Source organism: Pseudomonas lijiangensis (genome assembly GCF_018968705.1).
Lineage (GTDB): Bacteria > Pseudomonadota > Gammaproteobacteria > Pseudomonadales > Pseudomonadaceae > Aquipseudomonas > Aquipseudomonas lijiangensis.
In genome coordinates this window covers 3,144,596-3,168,032 of the sequence record NZ_CP076668.1, presented here as the reverse complement: position 1 = coordinate 3,168,032, position 23,437 = coordinate 3,144,596, and the positions used below count along the sequence as shown (strand labels likewise).

Sequence of the window (23,437 nt, the reverse complement as noted above, 5' to 3'; positions counted from 1 at the left end):
GAAATTCTGTCACGGATGAAAAGTATTTTTAGCGGTTGATAGCACGCATTAATGGAGCTGCCCTTTATTTATATGAGAATTATTATCTTGCGTTAATAATTCTCGAGTCTGGCAGTTCATGACTATTTCAGTGAACAGTCTTATGCGTACTTGAGCCAGCAAACCAACGGTGTATCAAGCGTTCAAGGTCATCCACGCAGGTGAACGCCACGGGAACTACCAGAAGACTCAATGCGGTCGAAGTCATCAACCCGCCGATTACCGCAATGGCCATGGGCTGACGAAAGCTGGCATCAGCTCCCATGCCCAGCGCAATAGGCAGCATCCCGGCGATCATGGCCAAGGTCGTCATCACGATGGGGCGTACCCGTTTGTTGCATGCGTTGACCAAGGCATCCTGCACAGACATGCCTTGCCGCTTGATGCCCATTACTGCGTACTCAACAAGCAGAATGGAGTTTTTGGTCACAATGCCCATCAGCATCACCAGTCCAATCATGGACGGCAGGCTCAGCATGCCTCGGGTCAGTAACAAGGCGACAAACGCCCCTCCTACTGAAAGCGGGATGGCGAAAAGAATGGTCATTGGCTGGAAAAAGTCATGAAACAGCAATACCAGGACGCAGTAGACACAGAACACGCCGATAACGATTGCCATACTGAAACCGCTCATCAATTCGGCCATGGTTTCTGCATCGCCTGTTTCAATCAATTGCACACTGGCAGGCATGGACTGAATCGCCGGCAGAGCCTTGGCACTTGCCAGGGCCTTACCGAGAGGCATATGGCCAAGGTCTGCCGTAATCGTTGCGTACCGGCGTCGGTCATAACGATCAATCTGGGTAGGGCCACTTTCCAGGGTCAGGCTTGCGACGCTCGATAAAGGAACCAGGCCGTCGCGACCACGCACTCTCAGGTTGGACACGGTTTCCAGATTCTGCCGAGAAGCGTCCGGGATACGCACCTGTATTGCGATTTGCCGGTTATCAAGATTGAGTTTGGCCATCTGTGCATCAAAATCTCCATTTGTTGCAATGCGCACCGTTTCGCCGATGGTCGATGTGGTGATACCGCGCTCGGCAGCCTGTCGAGCATTGGGTCGAATAACGATCTCGGGGCGTTCGAGGTTTGCTGTCGAAGTAATGTTTGCCAGGCCATCGAGATCACGCAGTTGTCGCTCCAATGCCTGAGCGGTCGCTTTTAGCGCATCCTTGTCATCGCTTGAGAGAATCAGTGACATCTTCTCGCCCAGTCCCCCTGTCCCCAGTGAGAAACGGGCACCGGGCACGTCTCGCAGTACAGCGCGCACCTGATTTTCGATATCGATCTGAGTCGGGCGTGTATCGCGAGCAGAAAGAACCAGCGTCATCATTGCACGACGCAGTTCGGCCTCCTGACTCTGGCCATGCCCTGCCGGTTGGGTAACACCGACTGTTGCCATTACGTGCTCAATCCCGGAAATGCCGGTGATTGCACGACTCACAGCCTCTGTTACCGCACGGGTATCAGCCAGACTGCTGCCTGGTGGCAACTCAATGTTGATATTGCTGTAGCCCTTGTCGGACGCTGGTATCAGGCCTGTTTCAAGCAAGGGCACCACGGCGATCGAGCCAGCAAAGAACAGGGCAGTGCCCGCCAGCGTGAGACGACGATGAAACAGGCACCAGCGCACGCAACTCAGGTAGAGCTGCATCAAGCGGCCTTCCTGTACCTGTTTCTCGACACCATGAGTCTTGAGCAGACAGGCAGCCATCATGGGGGTCAACACCCGTGCCACAAGCAGTGACGAGAGCACGGCTATTACGGCTGTCCAGCCAAACTGTTTGAAGAACAGGCCTGGTACGCCACTCATCATGGCTGTCGGTAAAAACACCACGACCAGGGTCATCGTGGTCGCCATGACCGCAAGTGCAATCTCGGTGACTGCATCAGCGGTTGCCTGCTTGACGGGCTTGCCCATTCGGCTGTGACGCTCAATGTTCTCGATTTCGACGATGGCATCGTCTACCAGGATTCCCACGATGACGGCCAGTGCGAGAAGCGTCAGCGTATTGAGCGAATAACCCAGCCAGCTCATGGCCAGAAAGGTAGGCAGAATCGACAGGGGAAGTGCGGAAGCGGAAATCAAAGTGGCACGCCAGTCACGCAGAAACCACCAGACAACCAGCACTGCCAGCAAAGCCCCTTCATAAAGCATATGCATGGAGCCTTTGTACTGTTCGTGCGTATAGTCGACCGTGCCGGAAATCCTTACAAAGCTGAGTCCTGCATTGTTTGACTGAAGCTTGTGGAGCGCTTCGTCCACATCGGCTGCAACCTGTGTTTCGTCAACGTCTCTGGCCCGGAATATTCTGAACCCCACAACAGCTTTACCATCGAGCGTGGCGATCTGTGTGCGGTCTGCATAGGTATCTTTGACAGTGGCCACCTGATCCAGATTTATGCGTCGACCATCGTCAAGCACCACTGGCAAACTCTTCAATTGCTCAGCCTGACGAAGGGTGCCAATCGTGCGTACAGCCTGCTCTGTGCCCCCGATCTGTCCTCTTCCGCCGGAAGATTCCTGCTCTACATTTTTCAAGGCTCTTGATACTTCGGCGGCTGTAGCACCCAGCGCTGCCAGACTGGACGGATTCACTTCTACACGCACCTGGCGCTGGACGCCGCCGATCCGCTCGAACTTGCCGATGCCCTGTACGCTTAGCAGCGTCTTGTTGAGTGCGTCATCCACAAACCAGGACAGTGCTTCTTCATCCATCCGTGAAGACGCTACCGCATAGAGCAGGGTTGCCTCGTCACTCCCGACGCGCACTGCGCTGATGGAGGGTTGCTCCAGATCGTCGGGTAAATCGGAGCGGACCTTATCCACGGCATCCTTGGTTTCAATCAATGCATCGGAGAGCTTCTTTTCGAGGACGAACTCAACGTTGATGGCGACCTTCCCATCGACGATGGAAGTAGTGATGTGCTTGATTCCGGACAGCGTGGCCAGGGAGTTTTCCACCTTGCGTGCAACTTCGGTTTCCAGTTGAGCTGGAGCTGCACCGGGCTGCGTCAGAGATACGACGACGGTGGGCAGGTCGATATCCGGCATATTGGCGATGGGCAAGGTCCGAAAGCCAAGGATGCCAGCCAGAGAAAGAAGAATGAAAAGCAGAATGGCGGGAACAGGGTTACGGATCGACCAGGTGGCAAAGTTCATTGTCTATTCCTTCGTGACATCAGGTGCAGCAACGACATGCACCCGATCGCCTTCATTCAAGAAGCCCGCACCTTGTACGACCACCTTGTCTCCAACGCGCAGACCTGAGGTGATTTCCACTTCAGCGCCCTGGCGGCGTCCGACAGTGACGGCTTGCAGGCTGACACGATCACCAGCAGGCAGCTTGGGGACATAGCTGCGACCATCACGCACTGCCACACTGCCGGCAGGCACGATGACGGCAGGACTTTCAGCCAGCGTTACCCTGCCCAGTGGATACATGCCGGCGCGTGCTGCGCTGCCTGGCTCGATATCGGCATACACGATGCCAAGCCGGGTCTGACTATCCAGGCTGGGGGCTATCTGGCGCACAAGAGCTGTAGCGCACGTGTCGTCCGGTAATGTCAGGTCGACACGTTGTCCTGGCTTTATCCCGGACAACTGGATTGCAGTCATCTCGCCTCGCCACTCCAGGCGACTCTGGCGAATCATGCGAAACAATTCCTGCCCGCTTGCAGAGACGATACCCAGCGTGGCGTTGCGGGCACTGATGACACCATCATCAGGTGCCGTGACCCGGGCATAGCGCAATTGCAATAGGGTGCTTTGCAACAAGGCCTTCGCAACGTCAGCCTGGGTCAGGTACTGAAGCACTTCCTGCTCGCTGAGGCTCCCGGTGCCTTTGAGTTGCAGGGCGCGCTGGCGGTTGGCTTCGGCTTGCTCCCAAGAGGCCTTGAGCCGGGCCTTGTCGGTTTCCAGCAACTCGGAGTCGAAGGTGGCCAGCAGTTGTCCGCGTCTGACGTGATCGCCGACATTGACGAGAATCTCATCAAGCCTCAGGCCTGATACTTGAGAACCGATAACGGCCTCTTGCCAGGGAGCAATCACACCGCTTGCTTCAAGCGTGACGGGCCACTTGGCTTGAGTAGCAACCGCAACAGTGACCGTCAAGGCCACGGCAGGCTGGGCCAATGGCTGAGTCGCCATGGAGTGCTCACTGACAAAAAGGAGGCCACCTGACACAGCGCTTGCGAGCAAGGAAACAGCCAGCAAGGACTTGCGATTGCACAGGGCCGAGATAAAAGACAGCGTATTCATGATCGTGGCCTGCTGCTGAGGTTCAGTGTGAAACCACAATGTCAGTCAGCGGGAAGCGCCAGCGTTCTTCGATCCTTGCGTCATCTGCGCGATACCCAAGGGCAATGACGAGTGGAATCACGGAACCTCGTGGCAGTTTGAGAAGGCCGGCAACCTGAGAGGCGGAAAAGCCTTCCATCGGGCACGAGTCGATGCCTTTTGCAGCCGCGCCCAACATGAGCGTCTGAGCCGCGAAAATGGCATTTCGTGCGGCCCACTGACGGCTGCCGATATGGCCTATCGGGATCAGGGACAGGGTCGGGCGAATCAGGGCCGCCAGAAAGACAAGCGGTGACCAGAGGGCTGAAGAGCCGATGCCAAGAATTTTGCGGAACATCCCTGTCTGTTTGCGGTAATAGGCCTTGGAGTTTTCTCCCAGCGCTGCGCAGTGTTCAACATGCTCCAGTTGCGCTTTGGCGGTACGCAGACCCAATGCGGGGCTGGCCACCAGGACGATGAAGTCAGCCGCCGAGGCCGCCGCTTTCTGCCCATTGCAGGCTGCTGCAATCAGGGCTTTCAGAGAGGGCTCCCGAACCCAGTGCAATTCGTAAGGTTGCATGTTTCCGCTTGAGGGAGCATACGTCGCCTCGGCCAGCAACGCATGAATGTCGTCCTCTGCAATGGGTGTCGAATTGAATTTGCGAATGGCTCTGCGGAAGCGGTTCGCAGCCTGGAAACCGGACCAGGAGCTTGGGGTGTCTGGTATTTTCATGATGAAAAAATGCTCTTCAGGGTAGGCGTGAGGGGTTGTGCTTTCATGCCCTGAAATCGTAAGTTAATACTTACATTTTAAATACTCATGTTCCGGAGCAGCCCGTGAGCAAAGGCCGAACGACCGTAAAACCCCGGAAAGTCCCGGCTCAGGCACGCTCCCGGGCGACTGTCGATGCGATTGTGCAGGCAGCGACTTACATTCTGACCCGGGTGGGTTGGGAAGGGCTGACGACCAATGCCATTGCAGAGCGTGCAGGTGTCAATATCGGTTCTCTGTACCAGTTCTTTCCCAACAAGGAGGCGGTGATTGCCGAATTGCAGCGACGCCATGTGGCAGCAACGCGCAGCGACTTGCTTGAAGCATTGAAGGAGTTGCCGCAAAAACCTTCTCTTCGAGACGCACTGACGCTAATTGTCGAGATGCTGGTCAATGAGCACAGCGTCGCACCCGCAGTACACAAGGCAATCCATGAAGAGTTGCCCTATACGGTGAGGCAGTCTCAGGACGCGGACCCGTTGCGCAGGCAATTCGCTGATGTGCTCAGGCCCTTCATGAAAAACGTGCCCGACCCGGAGCTGTCGATCTACCTGATGGGCATCTCTGCGCACGCGATCATTCATACCGTGACCGCCGATCGACCCGCCTTGCTGGGTAACCCGCAGTTTGTTGCGGAAGTCGTCACTCTGCTTGAGAACTATCTTCATCGAGAGCAAGGCCAGATCGAAACGTGACGGGGGATCAAGTGCTCCGGACATCCGCAAAGCCAGCTTTTCAGGATTTGCCGCAGCACTTGAACACGTGACCCGGCGTTATTTGAAATGTTGCGCGAACTCCGATACCTGCTCCGGCCTGATCAACTGATAGGGCACCCATATATCGGACTCCACGGGCTCACCCTTGATCATCCGTAGCGCGGCGGTGATGGCGCTGCTGGCCTGGGCTTGTGGGTCCTGAAACACCGAGGCTGCCAATTGACCGCGCTTGATGGCCGCAAGCCCGTCGGGAAGGCCGTCGATGCCGACAACGGGTGTCGAGCGTTGCCCGGCCTGTTGCAATGCCATGGCGGCGCCGATTGCCATTTCATCATTGTTGGCCACGATCGCATCGATCTTGACCCCGGCCAGCAGCCAGTTGCTGGTCAGGTCCATGCCTTTGTCACGCTGCCAGAGAGCGCTCTGCTCGCCAACGATCTTGATGTCGGGATACTGCTGCAAAACCTGCTTGACCCCTTCGGTTCGGCCTTGGGTCGCGTTCTGCACCAGATCACCCATGATGATCGCCAGATTACCCTTGCCGCCCATCTTTTCGGCCAGATACTTCATCTGCAACTGACCTGCCTGGATATCCTGGGACGCCACGGCGACAACGCCGGCCGACCGCGTGTGCTGGTCGGGTCGGCGATTGACGTAGACCAGCGGTATTCTGGCCCTGGTGGCAGCTCGGGTGATATTGACGGCAGCAGCGGTGTCGACCGGCAATACAATGACCGCATCCACTTTCTGGCTGATAAACCCCTCGACCTGATTGAGCTGGCGAACCACGTCTCCCTGGGCGTCTTCGAACTGGATCTGCACGTTTTCTTTCTTCGCGGCATCGTTCAGGCCGTTGCGCACGTAAGTCATGAAGTTGTCGTCGATCCTGGCGATGCTGACGCCGATCCGGTAATCGGCAAGCACCCCGTGACTGAACAGCAGGGTCACAAAGGCAAGTACAAGCGAATGGCGCATGATGGTTTTCCTTTTGTTCTTATGGGTTGAAATTCATCAAGTGAGCGAGGCCTCCGGCCCTGTGCCTGGGCCGGAAGACCTTTGAGTATTCATTCCTCCAGGGTAAAGGCCTGACGAAAACGCTGCAGCGCAATGTCCGGGTCGCCGGATGCCCAGCCTTCCAGGCCGACCACACCGCTGTAGCCCATGCGATGCAGGGCTTTGGCAATGGCCGGGTAATGGATTTCGCCCGTGCCGGGTTCCATGCGCCCCGGTACATCCGCCACCTGGATTTCGCCGATGGCGCTGCCGGCACGCTGGATCAGCTCGATCAGGTTTCCCTCGCCAATCTGCGCGTGATACAGGTCCAGGTTCATTTTCAGGTGCGGGCTATCCACTGCTTCAATCAAGGCCAGCGTGTCTTCGGCCCTGGCGAACGGCGTGCCGGGATGGTCAACCTGGGTATTGAGGTTTTCCAGCAGGAAGACTCGGGAATGATCCTCGCCAAGCCGGGCGATTTTTTCCAGGGTCTTGCAGGCGTTCAGCCACATGCGCCCGTTGGTATGGCTTACAGGGTTGACCGGCAGGCCCTTGTTGTCCAGGCCGGTGCCATGCAGGTTGAGGCCGGGGCAGTTCAGGCGCTCGGCAACGGCCAGTGATTCCCTGGCACTTTCCAGCAGGCGCTGGATACCTTCGGCATCCGTCAGATTGCCCGAGATATAACCGGTCATGGAGGTGAAGTCAGCACCTGTAGCGCTCAAGGCCGCGATGTCCTTGGTGGTCCAGTCCCAGATTTCGGCACTGAAGCCCAGCTCATGGATGCGCCGGACGCGCTCTACGAAGGGCAGGTCGAGAAACACCATTTCGGCGCTGACGGCCAGTGTGAAGGGGCAGAAACTCATGCCTGTTCTCCTGCAACCCGTACCGTTTTGCCCTGCTGGACTGACTCGATGCAGGCGCGGGCAATGGCCAGTGCCGCTCGGGCATCTTCACCGCTTGCCAGTGGTCTTTCACCCGTGCGCAGGCAGTCTGCAAAGTGGTTGAGTTCGGCAATGTAGGCATCGCGCAGCAGGTCGGTGTCCATGCGCTGGGTGTCGGCCTGGATGCCATCGGCCAGATAACGAACCAGTTCGGACTGGGCGACGCTGCCCATGGTCAGCATGCCGGCGCTGCCAAAGACCTCACCCCGCACATCGTAGCCATAGACTGCCTGGAAATTGGCCTCGGCAGTGGCGATGGCGCCGTTATCGAAACGAATTGTCACCACTGCGGTGTCGAGCAGTCCCTTGTCCTTGTAGGCCGGAGCCACCAGCGCATCGGCCATGACATTCACCTCCACGGCCCGGGCACCGGGGTTCAGGTAGAGCAGGGCATCGAAGTCATGGATCAGTGTTTCCAGGAAAATCACCCACTGCCCGATGCCGGCCGGATTATTCAATGCCGGGTCCCGGGTGACCGAGCGCAGCAGTTGCGGCGTGCCGATGCGGCCCGCGACAACATCCAGATGCGCCTGGCGAAAGCTTCTGGCAAAACGCCGATTGAACCCCACTTGTAAAGGCACTCGGGCATCGGAGGCTGCGGCGATGGCCCGGTCGGCTTCATCCAGTGTGATTGCCATGGGTTTTTCGCAAAAGACACCTTTCCCGGCCCGGGCGGCGGCGATGACCAGTTCGGCATGGCTGCGGGCCGGAGCCGCAATCAGAACCCCATCGATGTCAGGATCATCCAGCAGGTGCTGCGGGTCGGTGTAGACCTTCTGCACATTGAATTTTTCAGCCAGGCGAGCGGCTTGTCCCGGTGTCGGGTCGGCAATGGCAGCCAGGCAGGCTCCCGGAATATGCAGGGCGGCTGTCTGGCCGTGAAAACTGCCCATGCGGCCTGCACCGATGAGTCCCAGGCGGATGATCTTGCTCATATGCATGCGTTCCTTGTTGTTGTGATGGGGCGAGCGAGTGAACTCATTCGCTCTCTGGACGGGAGAGCAAACCCTGTGCCATTTATCAAGTGCTTGATATGTAATGAAAATTTCTTTGTTTACGCATGCGAGAGTGTCTATTTGCAAGACATGTCTACAATGACATGTCAAAGAAATGAACACTTCGAGAGCTGCAAATGGCCGATCATTCGTTCCTGACACTGCCCCAGAATGAACTGGACTACATCACCGCCATCGGCCCGCTGGCCCTGAACGACGGGCCGATGCTCGAACTGCAACAGGCCTGGCGGGAGTGTCTTGCAGGCAGAGTCGATCCTCATCCTGTGGTGAGGCCGGTGATCTGGGCTTCATGGCGGCGCAGCATCGACCAGGGGATCGATCCCGAAGATGCCGAATACCGGTTCGTCACCCCGACTGATCTGGCTGAAAAGCTGAGCGTTAACGCCTTGTTGATCGAGACCGCCCAGGAAGTGATGCGCGGTCTGCTCGCCTATAACCCCAGAGGCCATATCAACCTCACCGATCCTCAAGGCACGACCCTGAGTTTCTGCGGGCTGGACATCACGCCGGTGGGCAGTCGCCTGTCCGAGTCCGTGCAGGGCACCAACTGCACGGGCCTTGCGATTGCCGAGGATCGACTGGTCTACGTGCTGGCCGAGGAGAACTTTGCCCACGGTTTGCGGCAACGTCGCATGCATTGCGCTGCCGCGCCGATTCGCAATGCCAATGGTGAAACCCTGGCGATCCTGACCCTGACAGCCGAGCCGGGATGGTTTCATTTCCATACCCTGGGCACCGTGCAGGCGGCGGCTGAGGCTGTCTCGCGGCAGATGGCGTTGCAGACGCTGCTGGACGAGCAGCGTAGCGTTCTGGAGGTGCTCAATGAAGGCCTGGTGGTTCTTGATGACAAGGGCTGTATCAAGGCGCTCAATCGTTATGCCCGCCAGTTGTTCCGGGTCGGGCCTGAGTTGCTGGAGCGTCCGTTCCTGCAACTCGGGCAGAGCGAGCTGAACGAAGAAATCATGCAGCGTCAGGGCGAAGCGTTACGGGATCTGGACTGTACCTTTCAGCTTCACGACGGCACTCAACTGGCGTGCCTGGTTTCGGTCTGCCTGACCGGGCAGGGCGGGCGGATCGTGTCCCTGCGTGAAAACCGCCGCATCCGCGAAATCACCCGCCGCATCATGGGGGCTCAGGCTCGTTATACCTTCGACAGCATTCAGGGAAACTCCAGAATCATGCAGGACGCGCTACGCCTTGGCAGGATTGCGAGTCGCAGCGATTCCACCACGCTGATCCTCGGCGAGAGCGGCACCGGCAAGGAGTTGTTCGCGCAGGCCATTCATAATGCCAGCGAGCGTAGCAGCGGTCCTTTCGTGGCCGTCAACTGCGGCGCCATTCCCCGGGAACTGGTGCAAAGCGAGCTGTTCGGTCACGTTGAAGGCGCGTTTACCGGGTCTGCCCGTGGCGGTTCTGCGGGCAAGTTCGAACTGGCTGATGGCGGCACCATCTTTCTCGATGAAATCGGCGACATGTCGTTTGATGCTCAGGTCAGCCTGCTGCGGGTTTTACAGGAGGGCGAGGTGACTCGCGTCGGCGCCAGAAAGTCCCGGCAGGTGGATGTCCGGATCATTGCAGCGACCCACCGCAACCTGAGCCAGGCCGTAGCTGAAGGTGCGTTCCGGGAAGACCTCTATTATCGACTCAATGTCCTGAACCTCACGGTGCCGCCATTGCGAATGCGCAAGGAGGATATTTCCCTTCTGGCACAGCACTTTCTCGACCGCTGCGCGCAGTCATTGCGCAAGTCCGTGTCGGGTATTTCCACCCCGGCGCTGGACGCGCTCATGGCGTATTCATGGCCGGGAAATGTGCGCGAACTGGAAAACACCCTCGAGCGCGCTACCAATCTGGCGGCAACCGCATCGATCCAGCCAGGTGACCTGCCCCTGGAAATCATCCAGGCATCGCTACGGCCGCAACCCCCGTCACGGTCTGAATACAATGATGCCCCTGACCTGGGAGCCCATGAAATGAACGCGATCATCGATGCGCTGAAGCACACCAACGGAAATATCCGGCTGGCTGCAAGGCAACTGAAAGTGTCCCGGGGCGGGCTGTATAACAAAATGAACCGGTTCGGGCTTAGCGCCGATGCTTTTCGTTAGGCTGGTTTGACCAACATTCAGCCAATCAGGCCTTCGGCAATTCATGGGGTAATGGTAATTTACTGGCCCGTTCTCTTTTCAAGCAGATCAAGGATCGTCGGCTGTGATTGACATACTGGTTGAAGTCGTTTTTCGAGCCATTTGCTACTTTGTCGGCTGGCCTGTGATGAAAGCTTTCACGCTTGGAAAGTATCCCGTGAAAGGTTCCTTTTTTTCCGAGACCCTGCAGGCCAATCTGACGTCGTTGATGGGCATTGCCGTCATTGCGCTTATGGTTTTTGCAATATTCCAGCTGTTTGTTATCCCTTGATACGTATTTCCTGTCTTCCTTCGTTCCAGTCGTTTGGCGATGCCCGCAGCGCTAGCGTATCGTGTCGCCTCCTTGGCCTGACTCCATGGAGCCGGGCGTTACAAGACGTCGAGACAGTTTGAATGAGTGTGTTAGCGGATCCTTATGGCAGTTGACGAATCAGGGAATGAATCGGTTGAAGAGACTGCGCCGAAGCGTCGTCGGGCGCCGAAGGGTGAGATGCGCAGAACGGCGTTGCTGGATGCGGCCACCGTCATTTTTGCGCGGGATGGATACTCCAGCGCCTCGATGCGCGATATCGCGGCACTTGTCGGCATTACAACCGTAGGGTTGCTGCACCATTTCCCGAACAAGGAGGCTCTGCTGAACGCGCTTCTGGAGCGCAGGGATCAGAGGGTCGTCTCGCGATTTCATGAGCTGACCATGGAGATGACGCTTGAGGGTTTCCTCAGGTTCCTGAGGCAGAGCATGGGTTTCAGTATCGAAGATGCCTTCGAGTGCCAGGCGTCGCTGGTCATGAATATGGAAAGCATGTCCAAGGCTCACCCTGCATGGGCCTGGTATCAGGAACGCTTTCACCTCACTCACCAGCACGCACGCGGGCACATGACGGCTTTGAAAGAGGCGGGAGAGATTCGTGCTGACATCGATGTGAAGGCATTGGCGCAGGAAATCTTCTCGGTCATGGACGGTTTGCAGATCCAGTGGTTGAGATGTCCGCAGGACGTGGATGTCATGGCCGTTTTCGATATTTACCTTCGTCGTCTGGGCAAGGATATCCAGGCTCATCCCTGAGCCTGAATGCCTGTCATCAGAATGCCTGGGTGGCGCTTACCTGTACGGCCTTGCGCAACGGCAGCGGCAACGGGTTGCTGTCGCGGGTGGTCAGGTGCTCTGGATACAGTGTGATCAAGGTGCGATCCAGAGGCAGAGTCTCTGAGTCCGGCCCTACCAGAATCTTGAACTTGCCGGCATCCACATCCCAACTGGCCGTCTTGTCCACGTAGTAAGCCAGTGAGCGCGAGTCGATCGGGATGCTGACGGTCTTGCTTTCGCCCGGCTGCAAGTACACCTTGCTGAACCCCTTGAGTTCTTTTTCCGGACGGTCAACCGCTGGTGTCACCGGGCGGACGTACAACTGCGCGACTTCGAAGCCCGCCTTGTCGCCGGTGTTGGTGACCGTGAATTTCACGTCAATGGTGTTGCCCGGCGTCATGACGTTGGTCGACAGTTTCAGGTCGCTGTACGCGAAGCTGGTATAGGAAAGCCCGTATCCGAAGGGGTAGAGCGGCTTCGCATGCTTCTTGTCATAGCCTCTGTAGCCCAGGTAAATGCCTTCGCTGTAGTTCATTTCGGTCAGCGCGTTGTCACCTCGATATTGTTTTGGATCGGAATACGAGGCGTAGCTTGGGTTGTCCTGGATCTTTTTGTCGATGGTGATAGGCAGCTTGCCCGAAGGGTTCACCTTGCCATACAGGATTTCGGCGATTGCCTGGCCACCTTGTTGACCTGCAAACCAGGCATGAAGAGTGGCGCCGACCTTGTTGGCCCAAGGCTGCATATCCAGACCGCCGCCACTGTGCAGGATGACGACGGTGTTCGGGTTGGCCTTGGTTGTGTAGGTGATCAGGTCAGACTGGTACTCGGGCAGCTCGTAGGCATGGTCAATCGACTCGCCTTCATATTCATGATTGGTACCGGCCGCAATGACGACTGCATCGTATTGCGAAAGATCCTTGGGCGGTCGCAGGGACGCCCAGCTCATCTGAACGCCAGCCAGGCCGCCGAGGAACGTCGTGAAGTTGCCTTGCAGACGACGATATTCCAGCTTCACGCTGTATTCCTTGCCGGCTTGCAGTCGGGCGGTCTTGCCTGAGGTCACCAGCGCGTTGATCAGATCGAACGACTGTTGCGTGCCATCGTTTTCCAGAACCAGCTCGTCGTTCACCCACAACTTGTAAGCGCCATCAGCACGAACCTTGAAAACGTGTTCGCCGGAAATGGTCGGCTTGATCGTGGAGGTGAAGCGTGCCGAGAAGGATCCGGCTGCGGGGTTGAAGCCCGAAACGGTGGTAGTGCCGGTATCGGTGGCGTTGGTATTGGTGACCCAGTTCAGGTTGACCCCCGGTTCCACACGCGTCAGGGCAGGGGAGCCGGAAAGCTCCGTATTGGAGAAATACTCCGCTTTTACCCCGCCGTTGCTGATGCCGTTCTGGCCCGTGCCCGGCTGATACCAGACAGAAGCCTTCGGGTTGAGGCTCATCTCGTGCAGGTACTCGATATTCGAACTCGTTGAAGCCAGTTGCTGCAGGCCGCTGAGTTCTGTCACGTAGGTGTTGGGTGGCGAATTTGCAGTACCGAACGGCGAAGCCGGAGGCTGTATGGCCAGATCACCGATAACGGCGATTTTTGCATCACGGGCCAGTGGCAGCAGAGGGGTTCCCTTCGCGGTCTTTTCATTACGCAAAAGCACGGTCGACTCGCGGGCCATATTCAGCGCCGCACGCATGCCGTATTCCGGATGCTCCAGGGTCTGGGCCTTGTTCAACTGCTTGTCGAAACCGTAGCTCACCAGGCCGCGCAAGTTGCGTCTGACCTTGTCGTCGATGACGTTCTGAGTCAGTTGCCCGCTCCACAGGTAAGGAAGCAGTTTGGCCTCGGTGAATTGAAGGCCGGACGGCATATCGATATCGGTCCCGGCCCATGCACCCTTGAAGGCATCCTGCACCGAGTTGAAGTCGCTCATCACGAAGCCTTGAAAGCCCCATTCACCCTTGAGAACGTCCGTGATCAGGTGGTGGTTCTCACAGGCATAGTCGCCATTGATCTTGTTGTAGCCGCACATGATCGAGGCGATATTGGCGTTCTTGACCATCGACTCGAAGCCGGGCAGGTACATTTCGCGCAGGGCGCGCTCATCAACGCGGATATCGACGTAATGCCGGTTGGCTTCCTGTTCATTGGCCACATAGTGCTTGCCGGCAGCCTGTATGCCCTGGACCTGGATGCCGTTGGTGATGGCTGGGGCCAGCACGGCGCCAAGGAATGGATCTTCGCCACTCACATACTCGGCGGTACGTCCTGCATAAGGCGTGCGATACAGGTTGACGCCCGGAGACAGCATTTGCTGGCCGCCAGCGATGCGGGTTTCGTACCCGATTGCCAGGCCGAACTCCTTGGCGCGGTTGATGCTCCAGGTGGCCGCCAGCGCGGATTGAGCCGGGTACTGGGCTCCGAATGTCGCATTGTTGACATGCACGCCCATCGCCGAGTCATACGCGACGGTACCTTCCATCCCCCACTTGCTCAGGCGCGGAATCATGCGCCCGTCATCCACGCGGGTGAAGTTGATCTTTTCCGAGACACTCATGTTGTCCAGGAAGGCACCGACACGGGCTTCTACCTCGTTGCCGGTCATGGGCGTCACGGCCATGGCAATACTGGCCTGCGATACGCTTATGGCCAATATGCTCAAGCCCAGTGTGTGTTTGAAGGCTGACAAGGGCAGCATCCTTTTTGGCGGGTGAGGGAGGCGCAGGTTGAGGGAATCATGGGAGCCGATGTTCATGGTTTCTGCACCTGAGCGGGTGCATCCTCTGTATCTACAGGGGCCTGCAGAAGTGCGGCCGATCCTTTTTCAGCCGGCGTGGCAATTTTGTTGGCACCCGAAAGTTGATCCCTTTGTTTATCCACCTGTTCACGAACAGCTTGTTCCGAGTGATGTGTGTCGACCGCTTTAGAGTCTGCCCAAACCGGGCTGATACTGGAGGCGCCCAGCAGTAATACGCTAACAACAGACAGCAGGGGTCTAGTCATCGATGGAGTCTCGATAAAGGATAAGTGTGGAGTCGGCTGATCGCGGAATACAGAAGTTCCGCCTGAAGGCCGCATGTTAAGTCCGGGAAGAGGATGAAAAGTTCAGCGGGGGAGAAATTATATTTTATGAGGCTAGTTGGAAATGCTGGCGCATGGCTATTGGCGCTTTTTTTTGAGGTTGATGCTGGATTTAAGAGGCAAAAATCTCTATTTTTTGGTGTTTTATTGCTTATTTTTGATTGCTTATTGGTTTATTTTGCTTGTTTTGCGCTTTTTTCTGTATTTATTTTGCTAATTTGTAAACCTAATTGCTGTTAGGTTTAGTGGTCTGATATGCTGTTGCAGCTTGATTTTAATGGTAGTTTTTTGTGTGTTAAATAAAGGTTTGTGAATGGTTTAGTTTGGGTTTTGCAACAGGTTAGTTGTAGAGCTTTCTGTAGTGGATTTTCAAGAAATGCGAATAAGTTAAGGGTTTGAAGTCCGGCTGAAGCAGGGTAGGAAAAGTTTCTGTCGTTGGAAGATCTGAATAAGACTTTCCTTTGAATCATCTATGGAAGATCAGCCCATGCTTTTGCAAAACGCTGCAAGACAACGCTGCGCACGATTCTTTTGTGTGCTGCTGATGCTGGTATTGAGCGCATCTGCCTGGGCTGCCACAACAAAAAGTGCAAAGCGCGGGATCGCCTATGACATTGCGTATCCAGCAGACTTGAGTGCTTTGGCTCCCGGAATCAGCTGGTGGTACAACTGGAGCCCCAAGCCTCACGACCGGCTGGCGTCTTATGACTATGCATCGATGTACGGGGTGGACTTCATCCCCATGGTCTGGAATGCGAATGTCGATGACGGCCAGTTGAAGCTTTACCTGCTCGCACATCCCGCTATTCGCTATCTGTTGGTCATCAATGAGCCGAATCTTCTGGATCAGGCGAACATGACTCCCGAAGCGGCAGCCCGGTTCTGGCCAAGGCTGGAGCAGATAGCCGCCCAGACCGGCGTCAAGCTGGTCGGTCCCGCCATGAACTGGGGAACCATGAGCGGTTATGGGGACCCGGTCGTATGGCTGGATGCGTTCTATGCGGCCTACCGAGCGCAGAATCAGAACAGGGAGCCGCAAATCGACTACCTGGCCTTTCACTGGTACGACTATGGCCTGTCAGGAATGCTCGACAGGCTGTCCAGATTTGGAAAGCCGTTCTGGGTAACCGAATTCGCCAACTGGCATTCCGTGCCGGATGGTGTCCAGATCGACTCACTCGAAAAGCAGAAGCAGCAGATGACCGAAATGGTTGCCATCTGCGAGAGCCGGGCTGATGTATTCCGTTATGCATGGTTCACCGGGCGAATGAACGATGACCCGCATTTTTCAAGCCTGCTGAGTAACGAGGGAACGCTGACGGAGCTGGGCCGACATTACCTTTCACTACCATTTGCAGAGTAAGTCTGAGGCGGGCATTAATCCTGTATCGCAGCCTGCAACTCCAGGCTTCGACCCGGTATCGCGGCAATAAGCTCCTGGGTGTAAGCCGCCTCGGGTCGTTCGAAAACATCGCTGGCCGGACCTTGCTCGACGGTCTTGCCGTGTTTGAGCACCAGCACCTGATGCGCGACGCTGGCGACAACCGCAAGGTCATGGGATACCAGCACGTAAGCGATGCCCAGTTCACTTTGCAGTTCGACGAGCAGGTCGAGGATCTGCGCCTGCACAGAAACATCCAGTGCCGAGACCGGTTCATCGAGCAACAGCAGGTCCGGTTGCAGAGCCAGTGCTCTGGCAATCGCAACACGCTGCCGCTGTCCGCCTGACAGCTCTCTGGGCAGTCGGTCCAGATACGCCGTCGGCAAATGAACCCGCTCGATCAACTGGCGTGCCGCCTGTTCCAGCGCACGGCCCTTGAGCAGGCCAAAGGAAACCAGCGGTTCAACGATGCTTTCAAACAGGGTGAAGCGCGGGTCGAGAGCACCGAACGGATTCTGTTGAACCAGCTGGATGCGCCGCCGCAAGGGCCTGAACTCGTTCCAGCCGAGGTCCGTGACGTCGCGGTCCTCGAACAGGACTCGCCCGTGAGTCGGCTTTTCCAGGCCCAGTGCGATACGTAGCGCCGTGCTTTTGCCGGAGCCGGATTCGCCGACTATGGCCAGCGTCTGTCCCGGATAAACCTTGCAATTGACGTCCTGCAAGGCCTGGAAGTCGGCGTCTTCGCCTTTCACGTAAGGCAGGCGATAGGTCTTGCCGATATTGCTCAGGGTCAGCAACGGCTTAGTGTCTGGCGAAGCAGAGCGGGGTGCTGCCGGGCTTTTTCTCTGGCCGAAAGCCGGCGCGGCGGCAATCAATGCGCGTGTATAGCTGTGTTCGGGGTTTACAAGGATCTGCCGTGGCGGACCTTGCTCCACCAGTTCACCGCTTTTCATCACCAGCACCCGGTCTGCGCGGTCCGCTGCCACGCCAAGGTCGTGGGTGATGATCAACAGGGAAATGCCTCGCTCGCCCACCAGACGTTGCAGGTGGTCGAGTATCTTGCGTTGCACCGTGACGTCCAGAGCGCTGGTGGGCTCGTCGGCGATGATCAGGCGGGGATTGCCTGCCAGCGCGATGGCGATCAGCACCCGCTGGCGCATGCCGCCGGACAGCTCGTGAGGGTATTGCCGGGCGCGCAGCACCGGCTTGTCGAGGCCGACCTGTTCCAGCAACTCAACCACATCGGCGTCGATGGCCGGGTAGCGGCGGCCGTGAGCCTGGATCAACGCTTCGGCAATCTGCTGGCCAATACGCAAGGTCGGGTTGAGGCTGACCATCGGGTCCTGTGGCACCAGACCGATGATGCTGCCGCGAACCCTGCGCTTCTCCCGTTCAGACGCGTGGCTCAGGTCGTTGCCGTCGACCCGAAGCTCACCGCTGGTGATGGTCGCGTTATCCGGCAACAGGCCGAGGATCGAGTTGGCGATGGTGGACTTGCCCGAGCCGGACTCGCCGACAATCGCCACGGTTTCGCCTCGGGCTACTTGAAAGGAGACGTTGCGCACGGCCTGAGTGAGCTGCCCGTTGAAGCGATAGGTCACACTGAGGTTCTGGAGGTCGATCAGTTGTGGCGTGTCGGTCATCGTTGAGTCTCTTCCAGAGTGCGGGCGATATGGTTGAAGCTGAACACCACGGCGACCAGAAACAGGCCGGGTAGCAGCGACACCCAGGGCGCGGTCATCAGGAAGTGACGGCCGTTGGCAATCAGCGTGCCCCATTCGGCGGCTGGCGGTTCTGCGCCAAAGCCGAGAAAGCTCAGGCCGGCGGTGGCCAGAATGGCAGCGCCGAAATCCAGGGTGGCTAACACTGCAACCGGGCCCCAGGCATTGGGCAGAATGTGTCGCAGCAAGGTCCGGGTCCAGCTTGCGCCGCCCAGCCTGGCCGCTTCGACGTAAGGCAATGTCTTGACGCGCAGCACCTCGGCGCGGGTGGTGCGGGCGAAGCCGGGAATGATCCCGACACCCACTGCGATGGCTACAGGAATGGTGCCGAAGCCGATGGCCGTGACGATGGCCAGAGCCAGCAACAGGCCGGGCAGCGCCAGCAGTACATCGATGAAACGCATGATCACGGCATCGATGCGACCGCCTGCAAAGCCGGAAATCACCCCGAGGCTGAGACCACCGGCCATGGCAATGCCGACTGCCAGCAAGGCGGCCTGCACCGACAGGCTGGAACCATGCACCACGCGGGTATACAGATCACGCCCCAGTTCGTCGGTGCCGAACCAGTGCGCGGCATTGGGCGGCGTCAGCTTGTCGGCGGGCGAGGTCGCGTAGGGTGCGTAGCTGCTGAGCAGGGTCGGTGCGACAGCGGCCAGCAACGCGAAAGCCACGATGGCCACTGCCAGCAGAAAGCCGGGCCGACGCAGCAGTGGCCTGACCGCATCGAAAGCCCGGCTCAGGCTGCTGCGCCGCCGCCACTGGGCCGCAGGCGGTGTTTCAGTGTGGCTGACAGCGCGAGCCAGACGTGCAAGGCGGGTATCGAAAATGGTCATGGCGTCAGGAGACCTTTGGCGTGTGGGCGATGCGCGGATCCAGCGCGGGGTAGAGCAGGTCAACGATCAGATTGACCACGACGAAAGCGGCAGCCGAGACGGCGACGATGGCGAGCACCACCGGAATGTCCTGGCGCAGTACCGCTTCCTGGGCAAGACGACCGACGCCAGCGCGGGCAAAGATGGTTTCCACCAGCACTGCGCCGGAAACGGTATTGCCCACCTGCAGGCCGATCAGTGTCAGCAGCGGCAAGGCTGAGTTCTTGAAGGCGTGGCGCGCCTGAACCTGAGCGCGGCTCAGGCCTTTGGCGTAGGCGGTGATGATGTAGGGTTCTTTCCACACCCCCTGAAAACCGCGCAACAGCACCTGGGCATAAACCGCCGCACTGGGAATCGCCAGAGTGACCGCAGGCAATATCAGGCTGGAGAAGCCCTGATTGCCGGTGGCCGGAAACCAGCCGAGGCTGAAGGCGAACAGCTGGATCAGCAGCAACCCCATCCAGAACACCGGCACCGAGAAGCCCAGTGAAGGCAGGCGTGACAGAGCAACTTTCAACGGCTGCCATCGTACATACGCGGTGAGGTAAGCCAGGCCGACCCCGCCGATCAGCGACAGGACAATGGCCAGGCCCGCCAGCGCCATAGTTTGCGGCAAGCGCTCGACCAGCAGTTCTGAAACCGGGCGGTTGAGCGTCAGCGAATTGCCGAAGTCGCCGTGGATCGCGCCCCACAGCAGATCGATGTATTGCTCGAAGACGCCGCGATCCAGCCCGTAATACAGTTTGGCCTGGGCGATGTCCTGTTCGGACAGGGCATCGATCTCGACACCCGAGGCGCTGAGCATGATGGACAGTGTGTCGCCGGGCAGCAGATACAGAATGAAATAAGTGATGCTGTAGGCACCCCAGAGTACCAGCAGCGCCTGGGCAATCCGGCCAAGGACGTAACGGCTCATGGCGCAGCGATCTCGATGTCGTTGAACAGTGCAAAACCTTCAGCGGTCCAGTGGAAGTTGCGCACCTTCTTGGCGGTTGCGGCCTGCCAGACTCGCTCATAAATCGGGAACGCCGAGCCTTCGTCGATCAGCAGGTTCTGCAGGTCGCCATAGGCTTGTGCCCGTTGTTCTGCGCGAGTGGCAGTCAGCCCGGCATCGAACAGCTCCAGTGCCTTGGGCAGTGTTTGCGGTTCGTAAAGATTGGTGGCCAGGGTCGAACTGTTTGCGGTGCGCGGATCGATGATGGTTTGCAGGACAATCGGGTCGGCGCGGGTCATGTAGGTCGATGTCAGGTCGTAGTTGCCTGCGGCGTTGGCTGCCGCCCATTCGGCGGTGGTCACGACGTTGAGCTTGAATTCGATACCGATCTTGCGCAGTTGATCCTGGATCAATACATCGCCAGCGCTCTCGGCAGGCGACAGGTTGTAGGAAAGCTTCAGGCGCTTGCCGTCCTTGTAGCGATAGCCGTCGACATTTTTCTGCCAGCCGGATTCTTCGAGCAGACGTTCGGCACCCTGAGGGTCATAGGCAAGCTTGTCGCCCAGATTCCTGTAGTAAGGCGTGGTGATGTCGTAGACGCTGGAAACCACCGGGAATTGCGGGTTGTAGACGGTGGCGGCGTAAGTCTTGCGATCAATGCCTTTCTGCAAGGCCAGGCGTACATTGCGATCGGCCAGGATGCGCGTGCCACGGGTGTTGGGGTACATGTTCAGGGCAGGGCCAGGCAGGGAACGGCTCTGGATGGTGGCGCCCTTGGACTTGAACAGATTCAGGTCCACTTCGGAGAACGGGTTGCGCGGCCAGAGAATATCCACCTGGCCTTGTACGAACTTGCCGTTACGCACACTTTCTTCCGGCACGTAACTGACTTCGACGTTCTCCAGGTGCGCTTCGCCCTTGTTCTGGGCATTGGCCGATGGCCAGGCGTAGCCCTTGCGCTTGGTCAGGCGCAGACCGCTTTCCGGGGTGTAGCGCTCCAGCACGAAAGGTCCGGTGCCAATGATCGCGCCCAGCGAGCGTTCCTTGGCGCTGAGCTTGTAGGATTCCGGTGCCAGAATCGAGAGGTTGGTGGTGGACGTGGCTTGCAGGAAACCGGCGTTGGGTCTGGCCAGTACCAGTTTGACGGTAAAGTCGTCCAGCACCTCGGCGTGGTCGTAGCCCGCCAGATAAGTCGCACCGAAGGTGGTCGGCAACTGGGTGGCGAAAGCCTTGTTGGAGTCATAGGCCGTTTTCACCGCCTGAGCGTCGAAGCGCGTGCCATTACTGAACGTCACGTCCTTGCGCAGGTGGAAGGTGTATTCCAGCGCGTTGTCGCTCACTTCCCAGCGTTCTGCCAGCCAGGGAATGATGTTGCCGGTCTGCGGGTCCTGATCGGTCAATGATTCGGCGACATTGCGCAGAACGACCCGGTGTTCCAGCCAGTAGACCTGGAAGGGGTCGAGGCTGACCAGCGTGGTGTTATCCCTGAAGAAAGCGACCTTGAGCGTCTTGGTTGCCTGGCTGTCCTGACCGGAAGGTGAGCAACCCAGCAGGGTGGTGGCCGTGACGGCGGCGAATAACAGGCGCGGCAGAAGAGGGCGTTTGATCATTGCTGCGTCCCCTGGTCCGCGGGGTTGCCTGGCAATGCCTGAGATTGAATGCGATGCATGTGAAATCCTCTTCAAGTCGAACAGCGCTTCAGGCTGGTTTTAAGACCTTATTCGTCTGAGAAGAGGCTGTAAAAGTCTTTTTGGTTTTAAGCTAATATACATTTTTGTGATTTATACGATTTTTATTATTCGTAATTGGCATTTTTTGAGGGCGGGCTCCGCCTGTTTTCGGCAGCGTGCTGCCTTGCGTCATGAAAAAGCGCTCAGAGCCTGTTCAAGCTATTGATAGGGAATGGGCGATTTTGAAATGCGGGGATAGCACATCCGTACTATTGGCCGGGATTATCTGTGGGGGTAGATTCCCGGCAGAATTGGCCCTGGTGCGAAGGCCGAAGATGATTTTCCCGAACCGCAGTATTGATCAGGAAGTGGTATGAAACGCTTGCTTACAGGGACCGTTCTGGGCGTGTTGTTTTCAGGGGCCGCAGGCATGGCCCTTGCCGGGAAGGAACAGACGCACACCCCCCTTGAGGCTTATATCGGCAAGTATCCATGGGAAAAGGTGAATGGCACCGCCTTCATCGAGGACCCTGACGTTCGCGCCGCCGTGATCAAGGCGGCACCTTCGGCCACGGTCAGCGATGCGGTGCTGGGTGAAGACATGATCAGCCCGATCCTCAAGGTCGGCGATCGCTTGCTGGCTTCAGGCTGGGATCGTCGCAGTGGTGGTTCCGTGAACTGGGCTATTCTTGCGGCGCTGGATGGCAGCCGCACTGCACTCTGTTATTACGAAGAAGACGACAACAACATGGCGTACTGGTATCTCGATGGCGAGATCGTCGTTACGACCACGGATGGCCGCGGTTGCCCGTCAGAAGCGGGTGACATCGCCGATATGGGTACCTTCCCCATAGGCCCTGTTCCTGATGAGCCCATACCTGACGAGCCTGCGCCGTCGGGTGCCGTGATCAATTGAATGCCCGGATTTTCGTCTGCCTTTCAGACGTCATGATTTTCCTGGAGAGCTTACCTTGAAAGGTAGTTTGATAACGCTCATGGCCACGTTTGCCTGGGCAACCACCGCATGGGCCGAACCGTCGGCCACGCTGTCGGAACCCGTGGGCGGCTGGCGCTACCACGGCCTTCTGGACCGCAGTGAAAACCCTCGTGTCGCTTATCCCACGCCCCCCATCGACCGGGGCATGGAGCGCAATCGCACCATGATCGAAGGGCAGCTCAAGGCCATCGGCAAACAGCGCGGGCCTCATGTGCTCTCGGTCAATGGCAACCCATTGAATCTGTATACCGACGAAGAAGGGCGTTTCGCCCGGCCTTATGCCTTTGGTGCGGGCTCCAACAGTGTTGAAGTGCGCAGTGCAGAAGGCAAGTCTCTCAAGCGCGTTCAGTTCTATGAAGCCAACAGCCTGCGAACCCCGGCGCGGATTCGCGTTGTGCTGGGCTGGGACGACCCGGAGGCCGAACTCGACCTGCACATCGTGACGCCTGACGGGCAGCATGCGTTCTTCGGGCACACGGCCTTGACCAACGGTGGCGGCCTGGACCCGGACGGCGTCGACGGGCCCGGTCCGGAAATGTTCACCATGACCGCTCCCATGCAGGGCACTTACCTGATCTACGTGAACTACTGGGGCAACTTCGGCAACGGGGGTTACAACTTCGATGAAGCCAGTAACAAACAGGAAGTCATCACTTCACAGATAACCCTGGTGCTCAACGAAAATACCGTCGATGAAAAGCGCGAGACCTTCATCGTGCCTCTGCGTGCCATCGGTGACCTGCTGCTGGTCAAGACTTTCAACTATTGATCATCCCGTCCCATGGATGAAT

19 protein-coding genes are annotated in these 23,437 nt (G+C 57.8%); 7 read left to right on the top strand and 12 right to left on the bottom strand.

Annotated elements, in window-relative coordinates; genetic code table 11:
• Positions 1-127 precede the first annotated feature (127 nt).
• From KQP88_RS12975 to KQP88_RS12965, 3 genes are read right to left on the bottom strand one after another with little or no spacing between them, the layout of a single operon-like run.
• A complete protein-coding gene (locus KQP88_RS12975) occupies positions 128-3,202 on the bottom strand; it encodes an efflux RND transporter permease subunit (RefSeq protein WP_216703259.1) in 3,075 nt (1,024 codons plus the stop codon).
• Positions 3,203-3,205: 3 nt separating this feature from the next.
• Positions 3,206-4,300: an efflux RND transporter periplasmic adaptor subunit gene (locus tag KQP88_RS12970; RefSeq protein WP_216703258.1), complete on the bottom strand. Its 1,095-nt coding sequence runs from the start codon at positions 4,298-4,300 to the stop codon at positions 3,206-3,208.
• Positions 4,301-4,322: 22 nt separating this feature from the next.
• Positions 4,323-5,051: a nitroreductase family protein gene (locus KQP88_RS12965; RefSeq protein ID WP_216703257.1), complete on the bottom strand. Its 729-nt coding sequence runs from the start codon at positions 5,049-5,051 to the stop codon at positions 4,323-4,325.
• A 104-nt stretch (positions 5,052-5,155) separates the two neighbouring features.
• On the opposite strand from KQP88_RS12965, the gene KQP88_RS12960 reads away from it, so the two are divergent.
• Positions 5,156-5,785, top strand: coding sequence for a TetR/AcrR family transcriptional regulator (locus tag KQP88_RS12960; protein ID WP_216703256.1), 630 nt, complete (start codon positions 5,156-5,158; stop codon positions 5,783-5,785).
• Positions 5,786-5,863: 78 nt separating this feature from the next.
• On the opposite strand, the gene KQP88_RS12955 is transcribed toward KQP88_RS12960, so the two are convergent.
• The 3 genes from KQP88_RS12955 to KQP88_RS12945 all read right to left on the bottom strand — a co-directional run bounded on the left by KQP88_RS12955 (position 5,864) and on the right by KQP88_RS12945 (position 8,681).
• Complete coding sequence (locus tag KQP88_RS12955; protein WP_260413745.1) at positions 5,864-6,781, bottom strand: sugar ABC transporter substrate-binding protein; 918 nt, start codon at positions 6,779-6,781, stop codon at positions 5,864-5,866.
• An 89-nt stretch (positions 6,782-6,870) separates the two neighbouring features.
• Positions 6,871-7,662, bottom strand: a complete 792-nt coding sequence (locus KQP88_RS12950) for a TIM barrel protein (protein ID WP_216703255.1) — start codon at positions 7,660-7,662, stop codon at positions 6,871-6,873.
• Positions 7,659-8,681 carry a Gfo/Idh/MocA family oxidoreductase gene (locus KQP88_RS12945; RefSeq protein WP_216703254.1) on the bottom strand — a complete coding sequence of 341 codons (1,023 nt, stop codon included), beginning with the start codon at positions 8,679-8,681 and terminating at the stop codon, positions 7,659-7,661. Before KQP88_RS12945 ends, KQP88_RS12950 begins: the two co-directional genes overlap by 4 nt.
• 191 nt (positions 8,682-8,872) lie before the next feature.
• On the opposite strand from KQP88_RS12945, the gene KQP88_RS12940 reads away from it, so the two are divergent.
• The 3 genes from KQP88_RS12940 (at position 8,873) to KQP88_RS12930 (ending at position 11,969) form a co-directional block, all read left to right on the top strand.
• Positions 8,873-10,864, top strand: coding sequence for a sigma-54-dependent Fis family transcriptional regulator (locus KQP88_RS12940; protein ID WP_216703253.1), 1,992 nt, complete (start codon positions 8,873-8,875; stop codon positions 10,862-10,864).
• 103 nt (positions 10,865-10,967) lie between these two features.
• A complete protein-coding gene (locus KQP88_RS12935) occupies positions 10,968-11,174 on the top strand; it encodes a hypothetical protein (protein WP_198729331.1) in 207 nt (68 codons plus the stop codon).
• Positions 11,175-11,318: 144 nt separating this feature from the next.
• Complete coding sequence (locus KQP88_RS12930; protein WP_025260277.1) at positions 11,319-11,969, top strand: TetR/AcrR family transcriptional regulator; 651 nt, start codon at positions 11,319-11,321, stop codon at positions 11,967-11,969.
• A 16-nt stretch (positions 11,970-11,985) separates the two neighbouring features.
• On the opposite strand, the gene KQP88_RS12925 is transcribed toward KQP88_RS12930, so the two are convergent.
• Together KQP88_RS12925 and KQP88_RS12920 are read right to left on the bottom strand one after the other, a co-directional pair.
• The gene (locus KQP88_RS12925; protein ID WP_216705952.1) at positions 11,986-14,685 is read right to left on the bottom strand and encodes a beta-glucosidase; all 2,700 of its coding nucleotides are present in this window, start codon (positions 14,683-14,685) and stop codon (positions 11,986-11,988) included.
• 53 nt (positions 14,686-14,738) lie between these two features.
• Positions 14,739-14,978: a hypothetical protein gene (locus KQP88_RS12920; protein WP_200992384.1), complete on the bottom strand. Its 240-nt coding sequence runs from the start codon at positions 14,976-14,978 to the stop codon at positions 14,739-14,741.
• Positions 14,979-15,612: 634 nt separating this feature from the next.
• Between KQP88_RS12920 and KQP88_RS12915 the strand changes: the two genes are divergently transcribed.
• Positions 15,613-16,431 carry a glycoside hydrolase family protein gene (locus KQP88_RS12915; RefSeq protein ID WP_253950609.1) on the top strand — a complete coding sequence of 273 codons (819 nt, stop codon included), beginning with the start codon at positions 15,613-15,615 and terminating at the stop codon, positions 16,429-16,431.
• 14 nt (positions 16,432-16,445) lie between these two features.
• Here the strand turns inward: KQP88_RS12915 and KQP88_RS12910 are convergent, their stop codons facing one another.
• The 4 genes from KQP88_RS12910 to KQP88_RS12895 are packed head-to-tail and all read right to left on the bottom strand — an operon-like array spanning position 16,446 to position 21,589.
• Positions 16,446-18,092: a dipeptide ABC transporter ATP-binding protein gene (locus tag KQP88_RS12910; protein ID WP_216703251.1), complete on the bottom strand. Its 1,647-nt coding sequence runs from the start codon at positions 18,090-18,092 to the stop codon at positions 16,446-16,448.
• Positions 18,089-19,006, bottom strand: coding sequence for an ABC transporter permease (locus KQP88_RS12905; RefSeq protein ID WP_216703250.1), 918 nt, complete (start codon positions 19,004-19,006; stop codon positions 18,089-18,091). The genes KQP88_RS12910 and KQP88_RS12905 overlap by 4 nt, the downstream gene beginning before the upstream one ends.
• A 4-nt stretch (positions 19,007-19,010) precedes the next feature.
• Positions 19,011-19,961: an ABC transporter permease gene (locus KQP88_RS12900; protein WP_216703249.1), complete on the bottom strand. Its 951-nt coding sequence runs from the start codon at positions 19,959-19,961 to the stop codon at positions 19,011-19,013.
• Positions 19,958-21,589 (bottom strand): ABC transporter substrate-binding protein, encoded by a 1,632-nt coding sequence (locus KQP88_RS12895; RefSeq protein ID WP_216703248.1) that lies wholly within the window; start codon positions 21,587-21,589, stop codon positions 19,958-19,960. The genes KQP88_RS12900 and KQP88_RS12895 overlap by 4 nt, the downstream gene beginning before the upstream one ends.
• A gap of 433 nt (positions 21,590-22,022) precedes the next feature.
• On the opposite strand from KQP88_RS12895, the gene KQP88_RS12890 reads away from it, so the two are divergent.
• A complete protein-coding gene (locus KQP88_RS12890) occupies positions 22,023-22,565 on the top strand; it encodes a hypothetical protein (protein ID WP_200992151.1) in 543 nt (180 codons plus the stop codon).
• 79 nt (positions 22,566-22,644) lie between these two features.
• Positions 22,645-23,415 carry a YfaP family protein gene (locus tag KQP88_RS12885; RefSeq protein WP_216703247.1) on the top strand — a complete coding sequence of 257 codons (771 nt, stop codon included), beginning with the start codon at positions 22,645-22,647 and terminating at the stop codon, positions 23,413-23,415.
• Positions 23,416-23,437: the final 22 nt, after the last annotated feature.

Excerpts from the sequence above, each read along its gene's own strand:
- KQP88_RS12970 (WP_216703258.1), bottom strand. The coding sequence starts at position 4,300 with ATGAATACGCTGTCTTTTATCTCGGCCCTGTGCAATCGCAAGTCCTTG.
- KQP88_RS12930 (WP_025260277.1), top strand. The coding sequence starts at position 11,319 with ATGGCAGTTGACGAATCAGGGAATGAATCGGTTGAAGAGACTGCGCCG.
- KQP88_RS12945 (WP_216703254.1), bottom strand. The coding sequence starts at position 8,681 with ATGCATATGAGCAAGATCATCCGCCTGGGACTCATCGGTGCAGGCCGC.
- KQP88_RS12900 (WP_216703249.1), bottom strand. The coding sequence starts at position 19,961 with ATGAGCCGTTACGTCCTTGGCCGGATTGCCCAGGCGCTGCTGGTACTC.
- KQP88_RS12890 (WP_200992151.1), top strand. The coding sequence starts at position 22,023 with ATGAAACGCTTGCTTACAGGGACCGTTCTGGGCGTGTTGTTTTCAGGG.
- KQP88_RS12905 (WP_216703250.1), bottom strand. The coding sequence starts at position 19,006 with ATGACCATTTTCGATACCCGCCTTGCACGTCTGGCTCGCGCTGTCAGC.
- KQP88_RS12975 (WP_216703259.1), bottom strand. The coding sequence starts at position 3,202 with ATGAACTTTGCCACCTGGTCGATCCGTAACCCTGTTCCCGCCATTCTG.
- KQP88_RS12895 (WP_216703248.1), bottom strand. The coding sequence starts at position 21,589 with ATGATCAAACGCCCTCTTCTGCCGCGCCTGTTATTCGCCGCCGTCACG.
- KQP88_RS12940 (WP_216703253.1), top strand. The coding sequence starts at position 8,873 with ATGGCCGATCATTCGTTCCTGACACTGCCCCAGAATGAACTGGACTAC.
- KQP88_RS12955 (WP_260413745.1), bottom strand. The coding sequence starts at position 6,781 with ATGCGCCATTCGCTTGTACTTGCCTTTGTGACCCTGCTGTTCAGTCAC.
- KQP88_RS12965 (WP_216703257.1), bottom strand. The coding sequence starts at position 5,051 with ATGAAAATACCAGACACCCCAAGCTCCTGGTCCGGTTTCCAGGCTGCG.
- KQP88_RS12925 (WP_216705952.1), bottom strand. The coding sequence starts at position 14,685 with ATGCTGCCCTTGTCAGCCTTCAAACACACACTGGGCTTGAGCATATTG.
- KQP88_RS12915 (WP_253950609.1), top strand. The coding sequence starts at position 15,613 with ATGCTGGTATTGAGCGCATCTGCCTGGGCTGCCACAACAAAAAGTGCA.
- KQP88_RS12950 (WP_216703255.1), bottom strand. The coding sequence starts at position 7,662 with ATGAGTTTCTGCCCCTTCACACTGGCCGTCAGCGCCGAAATGGTGTTT.
- KQP88_RS12885 (WP_216703247.1), top strand. The coding sequence starts at position 22,645 with ATGGCCACGTTTGCCTGGGCAACCACCGCATGGGCCGAACCGTCGGCC.
- KQP88_RS12910 (WP_216703251.1), bottom strand. The coding sequence starts at position 18,092 with ATGACCGACACGCCACAACTGATCGACCTCCAGAACCTCAGTGTGACC.